Source organism: Chryseobacterium sp. 22543, from assembly GCF_052044565.1.
Taxonomy (GTDB): Bacteria; Bacteroidota; Bacteroidia; order Flavobacteriales; family Weeksellaceae; genus Chryseobacterium.
Window position 1 is genome coordinate 249,219 of sequence record NZ_JBQENH010000001.1, and the last position, 21,677, is coordinate 270,895.

General features: G+C 35.8%; 13 protein-coding genes. 3 read left to right on the forward strand and 10 right to left on the reverse strand.

The window, feature by feature from the left end; all coding sequences use genetic code 11:
- Window positions 1–454: 454 nt before the first annotated feature.
- Genes ACTJIP_RS01100 through ACTJIP_RS01115 form a run of 4 tightly spaced genes read right to left on the reverse strand, consistent with a single transcriptional unit; the run spans window position 455 to window position 9,959 of the window.
- A complete protein-coding gene (locus ACTJIP_RS01100; protein WP_077418711.1) occupies window positions 455–817 on the reverse strand; it encodes a hypothetical protein in 363 nt (120 codons plus the stop codon).
- Window positions 799–4,401 carry a DUF6443 domain-containing protein gene (locus ACTJIP_RS01105; RefSeq protein WP_440703994.1) on the reverse strand — a complete coding sequence of 1,201 codons (3,603 nt, stop codon included), beginning with the start codon at window positions 4,399–4,401 and terminating at the stop codon, window positions 799–801. The genes ACTJIP_RS01100 and ACTJIP_RS01105 overlap by 19 nt, the downstream gene beginning before the upstream one ends.
- A gap of 6 nt (window positions 4,402–4,407) precedes the next feature.
- On the reverse strand, window positions 4,408–8,334 hold the full coding sequence (locus tag ACTJIP_RS01110) for a DUF5977 domain-containing protein (RefSeq protein WP_440703995.1): 3,927 nt from the start codon (window positions 8,332–8,334) through the stop codon (window positions 4,408–4,410).
- Between the two features lie 2 nt (window positions 8,335–8,336).
- A complete protein-coding gene (locus ACTJIP_RS01115; protein WP_180564086.1) occupies window positions 8,337–9,959 on the reverse strand; it encodes a T9SS type A sorting domain-containing protein in 1,623 nt (540 codons plus the stop codon).
- 243 nt (window positions 9,960–10,202) lie between these two features.
- Here ACTJIP_RS01115 and ACTJIP_RS01120 point away from each other — a divergent pair, with 243 nt between their 5' ends.
- Together ACTJIP_RS01120 and ACTJIP_RS01125 are read left to right on the forward strand one after the other, a co-directional pair.
- Entirely contained in the window at window positions 10,203–10,373 is a 171-nt protein-coding gene (locus ACTJIP_RS01120) for a hypothetical protein (protein WP_440703996.1), read from the forward strand.
- 488 nt (window positions 10,374–10,861) lie between these two features.
- Entirely contained in the window at window positions 10,862–11,680 is an 819-nt protein-coding gene (locus ACTJIP_RS01125) for a class I SAM-dependent methyltransferase (protein WP_180564087.1), read from the forward strand.
- A gap of 120 nt (window positions 11,681–11,800) precedes the next feature.
- Here ACTJIP_RS01125 and ACTJIP_RS01130 read toward each other — a convergent pair whose 3' ends face one another.
- From ACTJIP_RS01130 to ACTJIP_RS01155, 6 genes are all read right to left on the reverse strand, one after another.
- Window positions 11,801–12,832, reverse strand: a complete 1,032-nt coding sequence (locus tag ACTJIP_RS01130; protein ID WP_219072922.1) for a ligand-binding sensor domain-containing protein — start codon at window positions 12,830–12,832, stop codon at window positions 11,801–11,803.
- Window positions 12,833–12,979: 147 nt separating this feature from the next.
- Complete coding sequence (locus tag ACTJIP_RS01135) at window positions 12,980–14,278, reverse strand: serine hydrolase domain-containing protein (RefSeq protein WP_077418705.1); 1,299 nt, start codon at window positions 14,276–14,278, stop codon at window positions 12,980–12,982.
- A 76-nt stretch (window positions 14,279–14,354) separates the two neighbouring features.
- Window positions 14,355–15,179 (reverse strand): helix-turn-helix domain-containing protein, encoded by an 825-nt coding sequence (locus ACTJIP_RS01140; protein WP_077418704.1) that lies wholly within the window; start codon window positions 15,177–15,179, stop codon window positions 14,355–14,357.
- Between the two features lie 460 nt (window positions 15,180–15,639).
- On the reverse strand, window positions 15,640–18,231 hold the full coding sequence (locus ACTJIP_RS01145; protein WP_180564090.1) for a pyocin knob domain-containing protein: 2,592 nt from the start codon (window positions 18,229–18,231) through the stop codon (window positions 15,640–15,642).
- 1 nt (window position 18,232) lies between these two features.
- Window positions 18,233–19,651 (reverse strand): hypothetical protein, encoded by a 1,419-nt coding sequence (locus ACTJIP_RS01150; protein ID WP_180564091.1) that lies wholly within the window; start codon window positions 19,649–19,651, stop codon window positions 18,233–18,235.
- Window positions 19,652–19,653: 2 nt separating this feature from the next.
- Window positions 19,654–20,505, reverse strand: coding sequence for a hypothetical protein (locus tag ACTJIP_RS01155; protein ID WP_077418701.1), 852 nt, complete (start codon window positions 20,503–20,505; stop codon window positions 19,654–19,656).
- Window positions 20,506–21,203: 698 nt separating this feature from the next.
- Here ACTJIP_RS01155 and ACTJIP_RS01160 point away from each other — a divergent pair.
- Window positions 21,204–21,653, forward strand: coding sequence for a hypothetical protein (locus ACTJIP_RS01160; protein ID WP_077418700.1), 450 nt, complete (start codon window positions 21,204–21,206; stop codon window positions 21,651–21,653).
- Window positions 21,654–21,677 lie beyond the last annotated feature (24 nt).

Genomic DNA, 21,677 nt, shown 5'->3' on the forward strand with positions numbered 1-21,677 from the left:
ATCCTTTTTAGTTCAAATAAATTTACTAATTAGTCCACATCATATAATATATTGGAGAAAAGTGAATCACAATATTCCAGCTCTTTTCTCAGCTAATATTTTGGTCACCAACCAATATGTTATCAATCGTTAAGATATAAAATAATTATTCTAGCAAATCAAACTGATTTATAAGAGCCAATCTTCCGGAAGTGTGTTTGAATAGCATCTTTTAAGTTTATACGTAAAGATAATATTTATATACTCCTTATTTTCAACCATATAATTCTAAGACATTTTCTATATCAGTAAAAAAAGAGTTTGGATAGCCCCAAATTTTATTTTGAACGACAGCTGTTCCATTCTTCACGATAATATTGAGTTCAATTTCAATTCTTAAAAACTTACAAATACCCTCTCAAAAATGAGAGGATATTGGCATTCTATTAGAGCATGATTTTAGTTCGGCTTGGAACTATGATTGTATATCAGTATCATTGATAATTAATCCCCATTTATTTTTCATATAATCATTTAGCGGTGTACTCCAAAAATAAGGAGGCGAGCAATACTCACTTATTTCTGGAAAGATCGTCTGAATCCGTTCTTCATAAATAGGATTTTCTTCAAATTTTTCTGATATCCCAAAATATTTTTCATTGATAAAACGTGTAAGCTCATCATCATTATGCAACCCTTTGTTCTTTAATTGATCCAGCTTTTTAAAAAATTCAATTACAACCTCTTTATATTGCTCATCATCAATAGTTGAAAGGGATTCAAAATTCAAATAGGTATCTATAATATGATTTACTTCTGTTATCTTACTGGTTTCCATAATGGTGCTGTAGCTTGTATTTGGGTTCTAAATTGTTGTAACATTATTCTTCCGACTGGTGTTATATTTGCATGATTGATCTTATCTACATTGATACCTAAGCCGGATCTGTACACATCTGTGGCTTTTATTCTAAATAGAGTTGTTTTAGGAGTAGCAAATTCTACAACCGGAACAACATTGCCATATCCTGGTGTTACTGACATTCCCATTCCTGAACTGCCATAAACATAATCCGTATCAGCTTTTATTTCACCAAAGATATTATTAGACATATCCTTATTTCTTATTCCTAAAGTGTTAAGAGAGTTACCCAATTCAGGAAGTCCTCCAACACTTCTCATATTTCTGTACAAATATAAGTTATTTAAGTCTTCAGGTTCGTCTGCCGGAGTATCAACCGCAGCATCTCCATGCAGTGTCCAGATTGCTACAGCTGAAGCAAGGATCGTTAATAATGAAAGTCCTGCTCCGGTTCCGGCTATAGTACCCGTACCTGTTCCGACTCCCGTATTTCCCCAGCCTACAGTAAGTGGAATTGCTGTTCCTAAAGATGAGCCCTGCGTAACGTATTTTGCCTCTCCATTAAAACCCAGATAGGTATGTCCCGTATTCTGCTCAGAACTGTTGGTAATGACAACATTATCTACAACGCTTCCGTCAGGGCGGAAATCTGTGAAACCTCGTTTTGTATATTCTTCATCTCCCTGCTGCATTCCAGGCAAAAAGACCCATGCTCCATTTCTATAGCCCCAGCCAGCCCCTTCTCTTCCGTCCGGATCAATAAAATTTACCGGATTATCAAAGGCATAATTGTAAGGGTTCAGCCTTGTCATTTTTTCAGCCAACGGATCCAGGACTCCCCATCTTCCAATCTCTGGCATGTACATTCTTGCTCCGTAGTCGTACATTCCGGATTCTTCCTGAAGTTCCTTGCCGTTATATTTGTATTGATATGAAGGATTTCCAACACCATCATTGTAACCACGGTGCTTTAATCCAAAAGGATAATAGTTGTTTTCTTCAATAACCTCTACTCCGCCTGTCCCATTGCTTGTATAGCTAAGCCTTACATTTCCTAAATGATCTGAATAATTGTAAACATATTTATTATTTTCGAAATTATAATATCCTTCAGCGGTAGGAATGAATTTTAAAACCGGAGGGAATATTTGTGTTGTATTCCCCTGCACTTCATACTGAAAACCATCCAGATAATCCGTCACTGTAGAGGACTCCGTAGTATTTTTACCTACTCCGTAAATATATTTTTTATTCAGCTTTACACCATCCGATCTATAAAGATACTGAGTTGTAACATTTTTTATAAGGTCTCCCAAAAACAAATCCTTTACAACGTAGGTCTGATCGAAAGTAAACTTATCTGCCAGATCGAGATGGTTGTAATTGATATCCACAATCCCTCTATCTTTCTGATCTGTCATATTTCCATTGAGATCGTATCCAATAGTATTTCCGGAACTGTCAGGATATCCGCTGTAATTACCAGAATTATCTTTGACAGAAATCAGCCTATTGCCCGTATAAGTGTACGTTAAATTATCTATAAGAAGCGGTTGATTATTGTATGATTTCTGATATCTGCCTAAACTTCTGATATTACCTCCAATATCATAGTCTGCCCATTCATTATAAAAATTATTTTCAATGACTGTAGCACCCGGAGTTGTAAAACGGCCAAATGCGAATCTGTTTAAAGTATCATAAGAAAAATCATATCTTCTTAAAACATTGTCACTTTGTGTTTTCCAGTCGATCTCAGAAATATTTCCGTTAAAGATTGCGTATGCTTCAGTATTTTCAGGATTCTGATATTTAATGGAATAACCAAATAATTTCCCATTTACAAGATTATCTGGGTCATTTATTTTTGTCATCCAGCCCCTGATATTATATTGATAATCTATTGTCTGAAGGGGATTAGAAAAACCTGCCCCTCCAACTTTTTTGCCTGACAGCTGGGAAATTTCGTTGTATGTATTTTGAGTCAGTATCTCTTCTGTATTATTATCTACCTTATGTTTATGTACAAGTAATCTGTTTTGCGAATCATATTCAAATGTTTCTTTTATAATCCTCTCCGTATCAGTATTCAGCCTTTTGTGTTTCACAATAGTTTGTTTTACTGCTCCTGAAAAGTCAAGTACAGATTCTGTAGAAGTATAGCCTCCTAAATGGTTGATAGAATAGGTTCCGATTTCCCTGCCTTTCACATCATAATAAGAATAATTCCTAGTCCAGTTATCGTTCTCAATATTTTTTATCAGTGTTAATAAACCAAGCCCTTTGGTATTATTAACATCAGTAATATTATCCGTAACCGCATTTGCTGGATGTGCCGGATTAAAACTATACGGCGGATAAGTATCGTAATAATTTACGCTGAGCAATTTAAAATTAACAGTTGGATAGGTAGTATTACCCGGATAATAGACCTCCATTCCTGCACTATTAAATCCTATAGAAGCCTGTCTTAATGTATTGTTGTTGGTGAAGGTATTGATTGTACTTTGTTCAAAAATTCTGCCCTGGCTTCCATAAGCCTGTGAACTTGTATAAATTCCTTTATAAACTATTCTGCTGAATTGGTCATATTTTGTAAACATCCATTGTTTAGCAGCTCCAAGATTCGCATCCTGAGCCAATACTAATCTGTTTTGTTTATCATACACCATATACTGCCACCCTTTTCCGGGGAGCTTTTTTTCCACAAGCCTGTTTAGTCCATCATAATGGTATTGATAGCAAAGATCATTTAGAATAAATTCCGGAACTTCGACGTTGCTTCCCGTTCCATATGCATTAAAAAAATCCATAACCGCTTTGGGCGGAATAATATAAGCCAACTGATTAAATTCGTTATAAACGTAATAAGTATCTGCATTTTCATCATCCTGTGATATCTTACGAAGCAGTATTATGTTTCCGTATCCATTTGTAAATTGTACCGCTTTGTTTCCGTCCTCATCAGTTACTATACTTTTATATAACTGATTTACCGCATACTCATTTTCCCAGACAACCTTTGAGTAGGTGGTATTGTCTGTTACGGTTGTGGTTGTAACGAATCTGGCCACATGATCGTCCAGAATATTAGCCTGATATTTAAAATTAACAGGATGGTTTTGCCAGGCCAGCCCCGGCTGCACATTTGATAAGACCCTTTCTATTGGAGAAGCTTCAATATTTTTATGAGTAAATGGAAAATTATCTCCATAATAATTTGTAGCATTCGAGTTAACGCCTGACTGAATAGCTCCATTAAGAGTATTCATTGGTGAAGGGAGCCATGAATCTACTTGTCTGCCAAATTCATCATAGCTAATTGGTGTCACCAAATCTTTACCTTGTGGAGTTGCTTTTACATTAATCAGCTGCTTGGGTCTTCCAAATTTATCAAAGTATTGAACTGTTTCAGAAACTTTAGGATCACCAGACGCAGGATAATCAAGATAGTTTTTAGTATAAATATAATTTTCGTTGCTGCTGGGTACAGTTTGTATTTGTGCATACAATGTACTTACCAAAAACAGCATACATAATAAAATCAGAGTTTTTTTCATGGTTAATTAGTTTACGGGAAAGTATAGCTCATAATTATAGGAAGTATTGTTGGGGGTAGAAACTCCCAAATGTCTTCTTATTATAATCTCCCCATTGGTTTTAATTGTATAATACACCTGTCCGTTGTAAGATGAATAATCTGATGTTGGCCTGCAGTTTCCTACAATGTCAGCCACTTTTACACCTGTTGTCGTCCAAGGTAAATTGACTGAGTTTGATCCGGAGGAAAACCCAAAACTTACTTTATACATTGCATTAGTAGTAACAGAAGCGCTTCCTCCTCCCGAAATCCCTATAGATGTATTGAATGAAAGACTGCAAGATATTGTAGAGTTACATAAACCATTGGCATTGGCATAATACTGACCATTAGCAGCAATATCATTAAGGGCTGTCTGATCTGCCAGTGTCTGACTTATAGTGGAGGAGTACTTTCCTGCAGGCACAGTATAAACAATAGGTGCGGGAGTTGCTCCTGACTGGCTACAATTATTTTTTGTAAATGACTGACTTTTGGAAGTATTATAATAGTAAACCGTAGGTACATATCCATATTTATACTCTTTTACAGTTTTTCCTGCTCTGTCTGTTATTTTCTGAAGCCTCAATGCATTATCATAAATATAACTCTCTCTTGTACCAGCCGGCATTGTAATACTTCTAAGCCCTATCAGTGGATCATAAGTATAGGTTGTTACCTGATATGCTGCAAAAGCAGAATTACCCCTGAAATTATCTAAAGTACTTAATAATGCAGTCTCATCATTGTTTGGCAAAGCCGCTGCATCGTTATTTGAAGCATTCACAATACTGCTAATAAGGGAGGAATCAATATCTGAGAATTTAGCTCCATCTATCTTAGCGATGGGTTTTGTCTGATTATACCCCCAGATAACAGTGGTCGGCACACCTTCCCTGTTTGTAAATTGCTGTAAATTTCCTTTGCTGTCAAACTTATCGTATGTCATTTGTACAACTGGTGAATTAATCAGGATATTGGTAGAAAGATCGGCATAAGGCAAGGGGAATCCAGCTGTTTTCAAATCAGCATCAGCCTGGCTTGATGGAAAATTTTTATATACTGTTGATATGACCTTTCCCTGGTCCGTATCATTTTTTTTCTTGATTGAACTTTGAAGTTGTGAATTGGCAACAATATTTAAATTAATCAAGTATTGCATTCCCTGTGTCAAAGGATAGGCAAAAGAGTTTTCTGTAATGCTTCCATCAAAATGAGTTATCTTCTCTTTTGTTGGGAGAAAAAAGGGTTCCTGATAATTGTACGATATTGGTACACCATTATTTAAAACCGGGTTGGCTCCAAAATATTCCTTTGTGACCTGTTCTTCATTAAAGTTACTGATACTTAAATAATTATTCCGGTTAATCTTTTTATATAATACAAGATTTTCTGGAGTATTATCAATAATCAGACTCCAGGAAGGTTTAAAAATATATGAGTTAGAAAAGTATACATTAAAATCTGTACTAACATCCTTCCCGATTTTGTAAATATAGGTTTCTGTTTGCATTGGAAAAGCTGCTCCTTCACCGTAAACTTCTTTGCTAATCAACTTTGCTCTTAAATGGCTGCGGTTTTTGAAATAATTTTCATTCGCCACAAGCCTACTTCCATAAACACCACCCGTATGATCTTCTGTGTGAGGATAAATATTAGGATAATTACTAAATCCCGTAAAAGAAAACACCTGCTTTCCTTTTCCGGTTTCTTCTTCGGTCACTTTTTCATATATCACAAAACTTCCGTCATCAGTTTCAGGCATATTCTGCTGTGACAAATACACCGCCGGATAAGAAGCAACACCGGAATCGCTGACACTGTTGTACCATCCCCCAATTCTGTTAGTAGTCATAGAAGGCATACTTCCTATAGTCCCCGAAGAAGCGCCACTATCGTTCAGATATTTATACTTAATCGTTCTGGCCGTATAGTCATCAAGTATCTTTTGTTCTTTGACTCTGACTCCACCACCCAGTTGTTCCTGGCCATTCAAAAGAAATCTATTTAGCTCATATGCAAATTGGAAATACCCTCCTGTAGGAGTTGTAATCTGGTTCAGCATTCCTATAGACGCTTGATTATCCGGAGTCATGTCTATATCACCATATAAAAAAGTGGTTCCATTAAGTGGAAGATTATCAAATTTGAACTTCTGATTTATGATTTGATAATATGTTTTAGGAAAATTTCCGGCCGATTGCTGTTTAAAATTACCGAAAAGATCTCTATAATTTTTGGTAGCTTCCGAAGTTCCTTTTGAAGGCATTGGAAGGGGATTATAATCAAGTTTATAATTGTAGAGAAAAGTATCATCTTTATCATAAAATACAACATCGTCTAATCTTAATCTTAAATCCAGGTCACTTGAAACTTGCGTATTTTTGAAATAACCATAGTTTAGTTTCACCTTTTTAACAATCTGCCCGTTAACATCATAAACAATAATCTGGGAAAGTGCCCGTTTAGGATTTACGTTATTATTATCATCAAAAGCATCGGATCTGGTAAAATCATAGAAAAATTTCACCTTACCTTCACTCCAGTTAATTTCTTCTACATAATGATATACAGTATTTTGAGCATATTTATTGCTGGTATAATCTACGGGTGAAATACCACCTCCCGGATAATTGATAATACTGCCCCCATTTCCATAATTAATAATATATGAACTTAAAATTACTTTACCTTTATCAAGATCCTTAAGCTTAGTCTGAGATTGCTGGAACTCTTTATAGGTAAAAGTTACTTTTTTATTGGAAGTAACATCCAGTATAGAATCGAGATTCCACGTATTAATATCAATATTATAGTTATTTTTTAAGATAAGCTTGCATATTGACATTTCACTTTTGGGATATTCAGGTGATGAATCTGTAAAACTACTGAAAGGAAACTCAGTTGTGGAACTGATATTGACATCGTTTGTTTTAAATGAATATACATTTCCATATGCATTGATTACCTGAAACTGATCATAATCTTTAGCATTGTTTCTTAACAATGAATAATTATTCTGTATAGCATAATTATCAAGATTGCCCAATTTCATACTACACTCCGTAGGAAAAACAGTATTCCATCCCATCCATCCTTTATTGGGAACATTACTAATGTCAAATTTATCATACTTGTTGACATAAATTTTGTTGCCAAACCCATCTAATTCATGGCCTCTGTAACCGTACGTACTAAATCTTGTATCCCAATTGCCGTCCTGATTTGTTTTTTTATTTAAATAAAATTTGGAATTTAATCCAGGTGCGACTGCAAAAAAAGTGTCTGCCGCCATATCTGTATATTGCTCGTAATTTGAAGATGCGGCAGTAATTTTGGAGTCCGGCATAAATTCAACATCACTATCATTAACCAGTCGTCCTTTTTTACTTACATACTGCCCCCAATCTGAGGATGCATCATACACTGTTATCCATGTTAGCGAAGATTCATCCCATTCTGCACGGGGATAATTACTTGAATTCTGGTTGACTCTATATTTATTATCATCAATATCATTAACAAACTTTGTCACATTACCTCCGGCTATTAAAACCCAATCTAATCCAACATTCGTGCTTTCCTGAGTTACTTTTACCCCGTTTGATGAGTATTTTAACATTACCGGAACGCTAATATTTCCTTCTTTAACTTCAAAAATAGGAATTGAATATTCTGCCCTGCCGGTTGCATAATTAATCGGAATGAGTTCAGATTTAATTAATTGTGAAACTTCAGGAGTTGTAACAGTAAAAGCTTTAGCTAAGTAATCATCTTTATTGGTTGAATTATTCGTAGTAGTGGTTGTTTTCGCCAGAACTTTAATGGTATCTGATTCTTTTTTTGTCTTCTCCTTTTGTCCATAAGTAAAACAGAAAGATAGAATTAAAAATATAAAAAAGTGTTTTTTCATGGTTATTTCTTAATCAGTTTTGAATTCGCTGTTTTATTCGTATCTGTTTTTATCGTCACCAGATATGCTCCCTGGACCAGAGCCTGTGTATTGATTTTAGTTACTCTGCTTTTAGTTTTTACGCTCTGAAGCTGTCTTCCACTCATATCATACAACAGAATATCGGCATCTTTAAAATCAAAACCGATTTCTACGTAAGCATAATCTGAAACAGGGTTGGGATAGATTTTGATGTCATATTTCTCAATCAGCTGATCAACTTGCTTGTCTCCCAGCTTCACGATCTTCCAATTCTCTTTCCCCAACTCTTCTGCACTGGTTCCGGCAAGAATAAAGGATCCGTCTCTGTTGAGTTTCAAATCGAAAAGTCTCTCTTCTTTCTTTCTGGATTCTCCTTTGACATGTTTTCTCCACTGCTCATTGCCATTATGATCCAAGTATAGCATCCAGAAGGTTTCATCATCAGTCTGTATTCTTCCTTCTGTCTGAGTATATCCGCCTAATAGAATTCCTTTAGAAGACTTGTCATCTGCCGAGTGAAGTACACTCATACTCATTAGGATATCTCTGTTCTTAAAATTGTAGGATTTCTGCCACTGTTCATCACCTCTTTCATTTAAAGAAACCAGCCAAAGGTCTGTTCCTTCTTCAATACCTACGGTTTTGTTTCCTGACCTTTCTGATCTGGATTCACCACCGATGATAAAGCCATTTGAAGCCAAAGCTAAAGTTCTGATATGATCATCTCCTTTGCCTCCAAAGTTTTTCTCCCATTCTACTTTTCCGTTCTTGTCTAGCTTGACAATCCAGTAGTCGCCTTCACCGAAGTTGTCGCTTTGTTTTGAGGTTGCAGATAGCGGGCTCTGAGTTGCAGGTTTATCAGTCGAAGTAATAGTGTTGATCGTTGGTTGCTGATTATTCGTTTTAACGGATGAACTTCTTGAGTAGATTCCCAGTAAAGCTCCTCCATCTTTCGTTGGAATCATCTTTTCCACTTCATCTAAGCCTTTCCCGCCTAAGATTAATTGGGATAATTCTTTTCCATTTTTATCGATTCTGGTAACCCATACATCTTTGGAACCATAACCTTTTGAAGAATTCTGTACATTTCCGGCAATAACGAATCCCAAATCTGTAGTTTGAATAACCGCTCTTGCTTCTTCGTCTGAAGAACTACCCAGGGTTTTTTGCCATAATTCATCACCGAATTCATTGATTCTGATCAGCCAGATATCTGATCCTCCTTTAGAATTGTCTTTTTTATCGAACCCTTTTCCTGAAAAAGAGGTTCCAGCTACTAGAAATCCGCCATCTTGTGTGGTAACTGTTGCAGACAGATAATCATGGTTGGATCCTGAGAAGTATTTTTCCCAGACTTCCTCTCCTTGCTGATTCAGTTTCACCAGGTGAAAATCGTAACCATTGTTTTGTTTATTTCCGGATGTTTTCTGCTTATTGCTTTGAATAGAGCTTCCGGTAACCAAATATTGCTGATCAATTGTTGTGGTGACCTGACTCAGGAAATCCTGGGTAGAGGATTTGATGTCTTTCTGCCATACCACTTCCTGAGCAGATATACTTAAGCCTGTGTACAATACACATACATTCATGAAGAGTTTCCGCATTAGTTTTTTTTTGTACTCGAAAAGTATTACAATATCGAAACTAGTAGGGAAACAAAGTGTTATTTATTCTTTAAGAAAACATTAACACTAAAATCACTGTATTAACTATCCTTCTAGAAAAGCAAAATACTGGAATGTAAAATACTACATTTATGTTTTTTTTAATTGAATTTTTTATTTTGTAATCAAGTATTTTCGGGGAGAAAAATGTATTAGGTTCCACCCGCCGAGAACAAAAACAAAATGGAAACTTACCTGACAAAGGCAGGCGTGAAACACAAGATCATTACCACAAAAGATTGCGGGCACGACATGATTACACAAGGTAAGATGAATGGTGCAGAAGAAAACGGGCTCCTATACCTATTGGCAATGGCAGAAATAGCCGGAGGAATTTGTCAATTCAATTTTTGAATTCATAAACAAATAAAAATTGCAGCAGGAAAACTGTTTAATCAGATCAGAAATTTCGAAGTAAAATACAGCATCTCAAATATAGATAATACAACCTAATCTCATAACAGTTTACGGTTGTTGCACTATAATGTACCGGAAGCTTCACTGACTTTTAGTTCTATAAAATCTAAAAACTCAAATCCTGATTTGTAAAACCTTTAAAATTTAGAATTTGATTTCGTTAGAATCAAAAATATAATTATCTTTAATACAGTTTATTACAGCTAAATTCATCATATAACCTATTTGTCCACGAAAATTTCAATAAACGGATAAACAATAGCTTAAAATGAGTTCTAAGTTTTGTATCATTACACATACAAAATATGAGAAAAGTGAATTATAAACTAAGAGAATTTCTAAAAACTCTTAGAGATGCTTGCCATGCTTACATAGTTGCTTTTCACCATCGCTGTTTTTCAACTCGCAATTAAAACCTATATTTTATGAGTGATATACCAACTTCTTCTTCTTTTAATTGTGCCGATGACGAAGCGCATCATTACGATCATTTCCTTGGCCCTCTTTTCTTTGAACCCTGGGGCATAGAGGTTGCAGGACGCATTGATTCAGCGACAGTTTCTGTTGCATTAGAGATAGCTGCGGGAACAGGTAGAGTTACGCGGCATATCAGAAAGAAAATCATGCCCTCGGCAAAGCTCATCGCCTCGGATATTAACGCTGATATGTTAGCCGAAGCAAAAAGAAAATTGGCCCATCTTGATATTGGATGGCAAGTGATAGATGCACAAGATCTTCCATTCGACGATAATAGTATTGACTTAGTGGTATGTTGCTTTGGATATATGTTTGTTCCGGATAAGCACAAAGCATTTAGTGAAGCCTATCGTGTTTTAAAGCCAGGCGGGACCTTCATCTTTACTACGTGGGATAAACTGGAATATAATATGGTATCTTATGTCTCAAGATTGGTAGCAGAAAAATACCTGAAAGATCCTTTGCCTGAATCATACAATCTTGCTGTGTCTATGAGTGATAAAGCCGTCATAAGATGCCAGTTAGAAAATGTGGGATTTTCAAAAATACTCAATGAAACTATAGAGCAGTTTTCGATTTGCACAACCGCAAAAGAAACTGCGGCAGGCCTCGTTGAAGGAGGGTTTGTTTTTAAAGAGATCAGACAGCATTATCCAGAATGGATGGATGAGATAAAAATAGAGCTTGAAAAAAAACTTTCAGAAAAATACGGCGCCGAACCAATGATTGCACCCATGAGCGCAGTAATCAACCAGGCATGGAAATAATAAGCAGCAGCCTTAGGTTATTCATTCTGATTTGGATATCTTATCTTTATATGCGTTGGAATTGAGATGTTTTATAGAATAAAGAGAATGAATATTGCCGATTTAACATCTATTTTCCACTTATTTCTGACCTTCTTTATTTTTAAAATCTGTGACAGTCTTTCCATCGTAACGACTCACACCACTTCCAGAGCCCAACCAAATACTTCCATCGTTAGCTTCCACTATCCCCAAAAAAGCCATTCTTCCTCCTGACTTAATTTCTGTTAAGGTGGGGACTTTATTGTACAAGGACTTTGCATCGTAACGTGAAAGTGCCCAGGTTTGTGGATTTACTTCACCCGTAGTCCAGATATTTCCTTTTTTATCTTCGATTATAGCATAAGCGCCTCTCTGCGAAACATTGGTAAAGGTACTGCCATCATAACGCCAGAGACCATGAACGTCACCGAACCAAATATTTCCTTTTTTATCTTCGATTATTGACCAAATGTTGCTGAAGGCTTTACCCTCTTTATTTTTGAAAACAGTAAATGTTTTTCCATCATAAAAACACGCCTCACCTCTTGTCCCAATCCACAATTTTCCGGTTTTGTCTTCCATGAATGTGTTAATAACATTATTGGGCAGTCCGTCTTTCATTGTGAAATTCCGAAAAGATTTTCCATCGTAACGGCTTGCTCCACCTCCTGTGCCAAACCAAATATTACCGGCTTTATCTTCATATATATGAAGTGCTGAATTACTGCCCAGACCATCCTTTGTTGTAAAATGCCGGAAGGATTCACCATTGTAATAATAGACTCCTGAATCCTTGGTACCCAACCAAAGATTTCCTTTTCTATCTTCCAGAACATCCCAGAAGCTGGAGAAACAGGGCGAGCTTATTTTACCTGTTAGATTAGTAAAAGATGTTCCATCGTATCGAAACACGCCAAAATAAGAAGCAATCAAAATGTTTCCGTTCCTATCTTGTTTTACATTCCGGACCATACTCATAGGCACCTTGGAGGTTTCCGCCTCTTTAAGCTGAGACTCGGAATAGTTAGCTCTGCCAGACTTGATATTTTCCTGTGATACTTTTGTTTGGTTTTGTCCACATGAGATGTAAAAAACAAATATTAACAAAACATATAAGTGTAGGTGTTTCATGTTTTTTTTATTTTTAAAATCCTAGCAAAGTTGATCCGGTTAAATTACTTTAATATATTTCATTGTGAGGAATTTGCATTGTAAATAAAATGTAAACTTTGAAAATATTGAATAGTTACAGATGAATAAACCTCCTGATCATCATAGTTATTTACTCCTTCTTATAACTTCTTTTACTCCGCCTTTGGTCAGAATTATAGAATTGTAAAGCCCCATACTGTCCGGAATAAATTCAATTGTTCTGTCATTATTATCTTTTCTAAAAAATTTGGTTTTAGATTCTGGGATAAGTTCCATCTCTGTACTATTAAAATAAAGCTTACCGTCAATTTTCAATATGGCAATTTTATCATACTTACCGACATATTGATCGTATAAACTTGTGTCTATTTCAATTCGGTGGTGTTTGTAAGGAAGGTCAACCTTTTTTCCCAATGCAATAGCGGAAAGTCCATACGCTATAATATGGGAAAATGATTCGTTATTAGAAAGTACAGTCACAAAAAGTTTGTCATCCGTAAATCGGTTAAAGGAAGTCATTGTACCAAAAAATCCTCCGTCATGGGCAATTAATTGATGTCCGTGATTATAAAACGGATTGATTATAAAGCCATATCCCCAATTTTCAGTGCTATAGGACTTAAACATTAATTTTTTCATCTGTGCGGAAAGAATATCTGTTCCATACAGAGCTTTATCCCATAAGGCCAGATCTTCAACAGTAGAATAAACGCCATCATGTCCTAAATTAATCTCCCAGTTGATATAGGGATTGTGAATAAGCCCGCTTTCTGTAAGACAATAAACCTTTGCTTTTTTTTCAACTATCGATTTATTATTACTGACGCCCGTATTATTCATCCCTGCTTTTTCAAATATATTCTTCTTTAAGAAAACGGCATACTTTTCACCTGACACTTTTTCAATGATCTTAGCCAATAAATAATAGCCAATATTACTGTAACTACCTCTAATTCCAGGAGAGAATTCATACGGTATTTTTTTTATTTCGGTATAGGCAGAATCTTTGTCCACAGAGCTTAAAGCTATGTCTTTAAAACCCATAGCCAACCCTGAAGTATGCGATAATAACATATGGATCGTAACACTATCGGACTTGGGATAATCTGGCAGAAATTTACTCAGTTTATCATCAAGGGACAGTTTCCCTTTTTCAATCAATAGAAGTATAGCTGTGGCGGTAAATTGTTTTGTGACTGAGGCCAACTGAAATTTAGTATCTATGGTGTTTTTAATATTCCACTCATAATCTGCCAAACCATACGCTTTTTTTAGTAAAACATGGCCGTCTTTCGAAACAAGAACAGTTCCACTAAAATTATTTATTTCAACCTGAGCCTGCATATATTCCGCAAGAGTAGCTGACGCATTTTTCTGTCCAAAAATAAGAATTGGGAATAACAGTATTATTAGGATTAGCTTCATAAATTATTTAATGACATTATTAAGCTGCAATGTTACTATTTAATAAACCAGCATCATTGTATTTTTGTAAACCCCACTAAATAAACATCCATTTTATGAGATCTTTTTCAACTGTTGTTATTTTTGAAAAAAAAACTTTTGGGGTAAAACCTGTTAATTTTTTAAAATCCCTGATCATATGTGACTGGTCAAAATAATCCATACTATAAGACAATCCTGCTCTATCTTTATTTTCAAGCTGGCTTTGAACAGCTGCCCTGAATCTGATGATTTTCTTGAACTGAGAAGGTGTTTTACAAATATACTGATCAAAATGCTTGTTTATCGTTGTTCGTGACCGACCTGTTGTATAAGACAATTTCGTCATAGATTGATTGATATTATCTGTATCGAACATTTCAGTCAGCACCTCCGCCAACAAGACATTCTCAAACGGATGAAATTTTGAAAGCCAATACAATTCTATTGCTCTGATTTTTTCATCCGGAACTTTTAAGGAAAGAATGGCTGCCATGGTTTCTTTATAATCCGCGTATGGACTAAAATCAGGAAAGCTTCCCTCTGAATAATCTCTTAAATTATTCGGTATAAAAGCATTTATCCCCAATGGTTTAAAGTAAGTAGTAATTTCATTGATTATACCTTCATAGCTGATCAATACAGGTTCATTAAAATTGCTTACCAGGTTGGTTTCAATTGGATTGGACTGGCAATGCCTAGTTGTTATTTTATTTTTGGTGACCAAAGTTTCTGTTTTCTCACTAATAGTGACAATTGTATAAATGCTTGGAAAGGTAAAATAAGTTGCAGAAGATTCTTCAGAGGTCTGCTCCAGAATATAAAAGCATTCAATATACTTTTTTAATATAGGATTTTCAGGTCTATAGATTTTTATTGTCATCCTTTTAGCTTTTAAATTAATGTAAATCCAGCTCGATTAACCAATATCTTTTTTCTAAATCAGAAAAGGAAAGATACAAATCAAAACATTAACAGGATTCAAACCTAAGTAAATAATTTACAAAATATTAATTACCAAATACATACGCTTAAAACACATTCAATATATTTTAAAAATTGGTTAGATGTTCTTACCAGTAGGTTCACAAAAAAATATCGCCACTTTAAACAAGTGGCGATATTTTTTTATCCGTTAATAACTCATTAGGTGTTTCAATTTGAGAGACAAAAAATGTTATTCAGGCAATTTTTACCAGATTTGATATTTGCAGCTCTCACGGTAATACAACACAAATCCCACAATCAGAAGACTTTCATCCTCTGACTGTCGGTTTGGCTTTATCTTACATTATAGTAAGAAGTTTTTAATCTATATTCCGTAGAATAACTATTATATTTTTTTACCAGATAAACTTACAGTTCTGTTCTTGTTCTGCAATTATTCTTCCTGATTTTGTCACATACAACCTAAGGAAACAATTTGGGCTGATATTATATATTCTTTTGCCATATACATCAACTCCCATGGTACCTCCATTGTCAAAGTTATAAATAACGATCTGCTGTTTCGGATAGATTTCTTTGAAATTGACCACCATTTTAATCTGTTCTCCAATAACATGGATAAGCCTGTTTCTATCATCTATGCTAAGATTGCTGGAAGAGAATTCATATTCATGCGGATCTAATCTAACGGCATAATTCTTAGGATCAGATTGATCATTAACAATTTCATCTCTGAGACTCGATGTTCTGCCATTAGGAATAAACATTGTATCCGGGTTTTCATCCTCAGATTTAAAATTTTCACTGGCTTTTATGGAGCCTTTTACAGCTAACTTATCACTATCATTGGCTCCTCTTCCCATTCCGAAGCGAGTGGACTCTATATGAAAATTTAAACCTCCCAACCCATCATACTCGGAACCATAAGAATAATATTCTTTTCGTTTCGTTGCTAAAAATCTTTTCTGATGAATATCTACAATACCTGACTCATCACTATTGAGATGATTATCTGAAATCACTAAACCTGATCCTGTATTTACTGTAAAATCCTGGTTGAGCTGTAGCCCGTACTGAGTCATATAATTCCATTGCTGAATATTTGTTTCAGTAAAATCTGCCTCTGTCCAGAATTTATACCATGACGTCGTCCAGCTTCCATCAATTCCTTTTCTGATTTTCAACATCGGAATGCCGGAACCATTAATTCCAGTCTGATTGGCAAATGCTAACTGATAGGAAGAATCCCCTGTAGAGGCAGTGTTACCATCCCAGGGAGCATAGGTCATGATTCCTGCATAATTTCCGGATGCTCCCAAGCCTGCACTGTTAGATTTGGCAAAATCAAACCTTACTCTTTTAGACGTAGAATTGGGTGCAATATCATCTGCATTTCTTGAGCCGTCTCTTGATGTTACAAAATAATTTGTAAGACTGACAGAATTGTTACCGCTAATCGTTAATTGCTGCCCGTTTTCACTTTCAGGAGTAGCACTTAATGCAATTTGGTTCCTGTTTACAGCATGAGTTCCTAACGTTCCGTTTGGAATCACAGGACTGTTGGTAAATGTCTTTGTATCGCTTATTGTTTCAACTCCATTTTTTCCAACAAATAAATTTAAAGATTCATTTTTTGTGTAATAATTAGATAATGGAGCGTTCGTAAGATATCCTGCATTAGCATGATTTCCCCAATTAAATGCGGTATTCCAGTTGTTTATATTTACTGCAGAAAAATCATTTGAATCCCAATCTTTTGTCCAGGGATACCAGGTTCCACTGAAATAGTACCTCCTGTAAACATCATTGTTATTAGCATAGGTAGTATATTCCTGAACTATATGTGTTGAAGTATAGTAAACTCTTAATTGACCTGCTAAGCCTGCAGGATAATTATTTGCAGAAGTTGCATTTGCATTTCCTGTCTGAACCCACCATCCTGTAGAAGTAATACTATTTAAATCTACTGTAGGACCTAAAATACCCTTGTAAAGAAAGCCTGTATTGTATGCTGATATCCAATCAGAAGAAGTTCCATCATTTAGTGTTGTAATTCTACCTGTATTATTAATTTTTACAACCTCAGTTAATGCCGGAATTTCCCCATTTGTACCCGTAGCACTCCCATAATTAAATGAGAAGTTTTTATGGTTATTCACTGTAAGTCCCCATGAACTCAATGATCCTCTTGGCTGAATAAAATCAGTGCCATTAAATTGTAAATTTTGGCCTAACCACACCCCATAACCCTGTGTCGTATTAGCGAGGTTAGTATGGAAAATAGCTGATCCTGCCGCCGTTTGACTGCCAAATAACAAATTATAAGCATCTACAAACTGAGTGTTATTAGCATTGATAACTACCTGACCCGCACTTACTGAATCTCCCTGAGGTCTCAAATAAACAATTCCTGAAGTTCCATCTCCTGAAATTAATGTAAATGCAGAGCCTGTTCTAATTCTGTTTACTCCCTGTCTTTGAACCTGAAGTTCACCCGCTGTACTGTTAATAGTTCCTGCAACTCCTATGTTACCTGATGTATAGCTATTCCCGGAAACATGAAGCCTATACCCATCCAGCGGTAATGAGGATCCATTTAATCCAATTCCTACCCTCTGATCTGATGTCCAGAGTAGTGCCTTAGTAGCATTGTAAGTTGTTGCACCGAAATATCCATACGACATTTTTACTGTCCCATCTGCCTCTACAGCTCCAAACCACGCAACAGTATCCACTACCCCATTAGAGCCTGCCAGCTGTAAAATATCTCTTGAAAATCCAGTTGCTGCCGTTACCGTAGATAAATCTTTTCTTATTGTACTACCAATAGAATGATTAAATGTAAGGGCACCAGTCATCAGATCTCCTGATTTATTCACATAAGCATTGTTATCCAGGGAACCATCCGCTTTTAAAAACTGAGCAGCTGTGCCGCCCGTTACTTTATAGCCTTTAGAAGTGTTATAATATGCGTATTTTACATCCATGTTAAATATCTTTACGCGTTACTGTTATGGATACAGCATTAGGTAAAGCAGAATCAAATTCAACATCTATTTTATTCGGATCGGTTAATCTTATTCTGCCTTCTATTTTGTAAAAGGTTACCGTGTCATACATGGCTACATCTACATTTCTGGTCCCTAAATTGTGTACCACACCACCTGTTCCGGAAATAGAGGTCGTGTACGACTTTACATTATTACTACCGGCAGTTACTCTACCTTTAGCATCAACGGTCACCTCATCATAAGTCCCGGCAGTTACTCCTGTTGCAGCTAATGTCAAACCTGAGGTAACATTGGCTGAACCGTCAAAAGTTGCTGTCCACGTAGCGTCACCTGAAGCAGAAATTGTTCTCGGTGTTGTCAGTTTTGCAGCTGATCCGGTTGTATTGACTGCTGCAGTTCCCGTTAATAATGTCGCAGGAACAGCAGTAATAGGAACTGTTACGTTTCCAGAACCGTCAATATTTTGTGCCGTTGCGGTAACTCCGGAAAGTGTAATAGTTCGTACTGTAGTCCACTTTGTAGCGGAAAGAACATTTTTTGCTGCATCTGCCGTGTTATCAGCATTCCCTAGGCCAACATGAGATTTGTTTAAGACTACAACACCGGTTAATCCATTTACAGAATCTACAGCCCCTGAGGTGATATAAACGAACGTTGTTCCCGTCCATCGGTAAGTTTTGTTGGTATCAAGGGATACATAAATTTTACCTGTTTCACCAGTGATAAGCGTAGTATAACCCGCTTCTTTGTAAAATTTTCCGTCAGCAGTTTTATAATATCCCTCCAAAACATCATCCACATAAGATGGCAATTGAGATGCAGGCACCAGTCCTGATGCATCCAGTGCAGCAACTCCATTCGCAGCTCCTTTTTGTGATAACGGAATATAGTTAGCTAAATCCGATGTAGTGGGCATAGAGCCCAAAGACACCGTTATTCCATTGGTTGTCTGGGTAATTCCCGTAACCACATTTCCTGTACCTGAAGTAGTGACCGGTAAAGAAAATGAAGTGCCTGTCAATGTCAAACCGCTACCTGCGCTGTAGGTTGTATCGGTAGAAACTAACGTAATTGTATTTCCGGTCTGGTTAACCGCCATATTGGCACCTGCTGCAAGGGTAACATCTCCGGAAACCAAAGAACCGGATGCACCTCCTTTCAGACGGGTAATGGTATCTGGCGTTGTAAATGATCTGTTTGCTGACAAATCATAAGCTGTACCATTAATTGTTAAAGTACGTGTTTTAGGCACATAATCTAATGGATTTAAATTTCCATCATGCCAAAAAGAATTGATTCCCCTTGTACCGCCGCCGGCAGTTAAAATATCATTGTCTGTTTTCCCTTCTATTTTATATCCAACAGAACTTCGGTAATAAGCGTATTTAATGTCCATAATTATATTTTTTTAATTGTTAACTGAATTATATTGGGTGGTACTGAGTCAAATAGCACTTCAAGATTGTTGGTGTCTATTCTTCTCACCTTAATGGGTATTGTAAACATTGTAACTGTGTCATAAGCATCAATCACAAAACTTAGTGTATCAAGATCATGTTTTATCCTGGAGTCACCCCTAACTCTCTCTTCATGCTTTATTTTTTCGGCATTGGCCGCGTCTTCGATGTTTTTAATTTTATCATATACCAAATCATTAAACTGATTTTGATAAGTAATTGCGCCCCAGTTTGAATAAATGCCGGCAAGGTTGATTTTATCATCTGAAATGTTTCTAATAACAACCTCTTTAAGCAATTCTATCTGTTCCCTGTTTTCTTTGATATAGTCTACGATTTCCTGAAGCTCATCAAGATTGGCGTCATTAGAGCGCAGTATTTCGTTAATTTTTGCAATATGCTCAAGCATTTCATTATCCTTTGCCTGAATTACATTTACAATTTCACTGATCTGCTCTTTTGTGTAGACATTTCCAATCTCTTCCCCTCCATCTATGGTAGCGGCTAATTTGATTTTTAATTTTTCTTTCCACTCTTCTACATTGGCATCAGTAAGATTGGCCGCATTAAGTTTTGCCAGGGCTGAAATATGTGCATTTTCATCTTCCAGATGATTTGTAAAAATTGTGGTGGATAGTGTTTGTTGAAAAGCTTCATGTAAGCCCATCACCTCGTCCATTTTGATTTTTTCATCTAAATGACGGAATGAAGAAAAGGTCTGCTTAAATTGATACTCTGTTGGAATATCACCTTTTTCAAACCAACTGAAAATTATATTTAATGGTGTACTCATCTTGATTATTGAAAATTAGTTTTGATAAAATCGGCCATCCGGGAAACCTTTATTATTGATAGGCTGATTGCCTTGAATGGAATTTTACTTTTTTTGAGCGATTTTAGATTCATCACTCTTTATCATCGTGTCAATTATTGAATTATTGATATGCTATCATCAGCAGAACTATGCATTTTGTGAATGTTTATATCTTTATTTGAGGGTCTACAGTATCACTACATTTTTTCCTACAATATATCCTGCCTGCTCACTTAGTATATTTCTGAATTCAATGACTCTTCACATTTTTCAGAGCTCAAATTTCATTTTTCTTATGCTCTTATAAAAGTTTTTTGACCGTTCTATTCTGTAGCTGCAGTAGACTTTTTTTTCTGTAATGGAATGATATTGCTTTGCATTTACAGTGTTCAAAATTCATTTTTTTTTAGTTCCTGTGAAAGTTTTTTGGTCTCTCCATTCTGTAGTTGCAGTAAACTTACAGTTCAGCAAACTCAAACGAACAGAATCATGTATAAAAGTGTTTAAAAACAGGATAATGTCACCTCATCCAATAGAATTATTGATTACAGATAAAACCCGTTATCTGTAAACCAATCCATAAGAACTGACGCTACATTTACAGACATCATTTTTATAAAAAAGGGATCTTTTAAAAGAAAATGCTAAATATTCCGTTTAATTCTTAAATTTGGCTAATGCAAAAGTATCTTTACCTCATCATAACATTATTATCTCTTACCAGCTGCTATACTTATCAGGTAAAAAAGCAGCCGGATCCTGCAACCGACAATAAGCAGGGGCCAAAAAAGACGGCTGAATTAGCGAATAATACTTCTACCCAAATACAAAATACAGCTACTCAACCGACTGCTGTTCCAATTAATATTCAGGAGACGCTTGCCCCTAACAAAAATGTTAAAATTGATGTTGCTGGAAAGAGCTATAAAATAATAGTTGACAGATGGGAAAGCGACAGTCTGGTTGCACACGCTGTTTATAATCCTAAAAAAATTCTGAAATTTCATAAGAACCAGATTAACAGCGAAAAAATTGCAGAAAAACGCTTTTCACAACCCATAGCTGATATCATTACGGTTACTGTGTATGCCGGAATCGGTGTTTTAATATGGGCGCTTGTACACTAATTTCAAAGTCACATTTATCTGAAA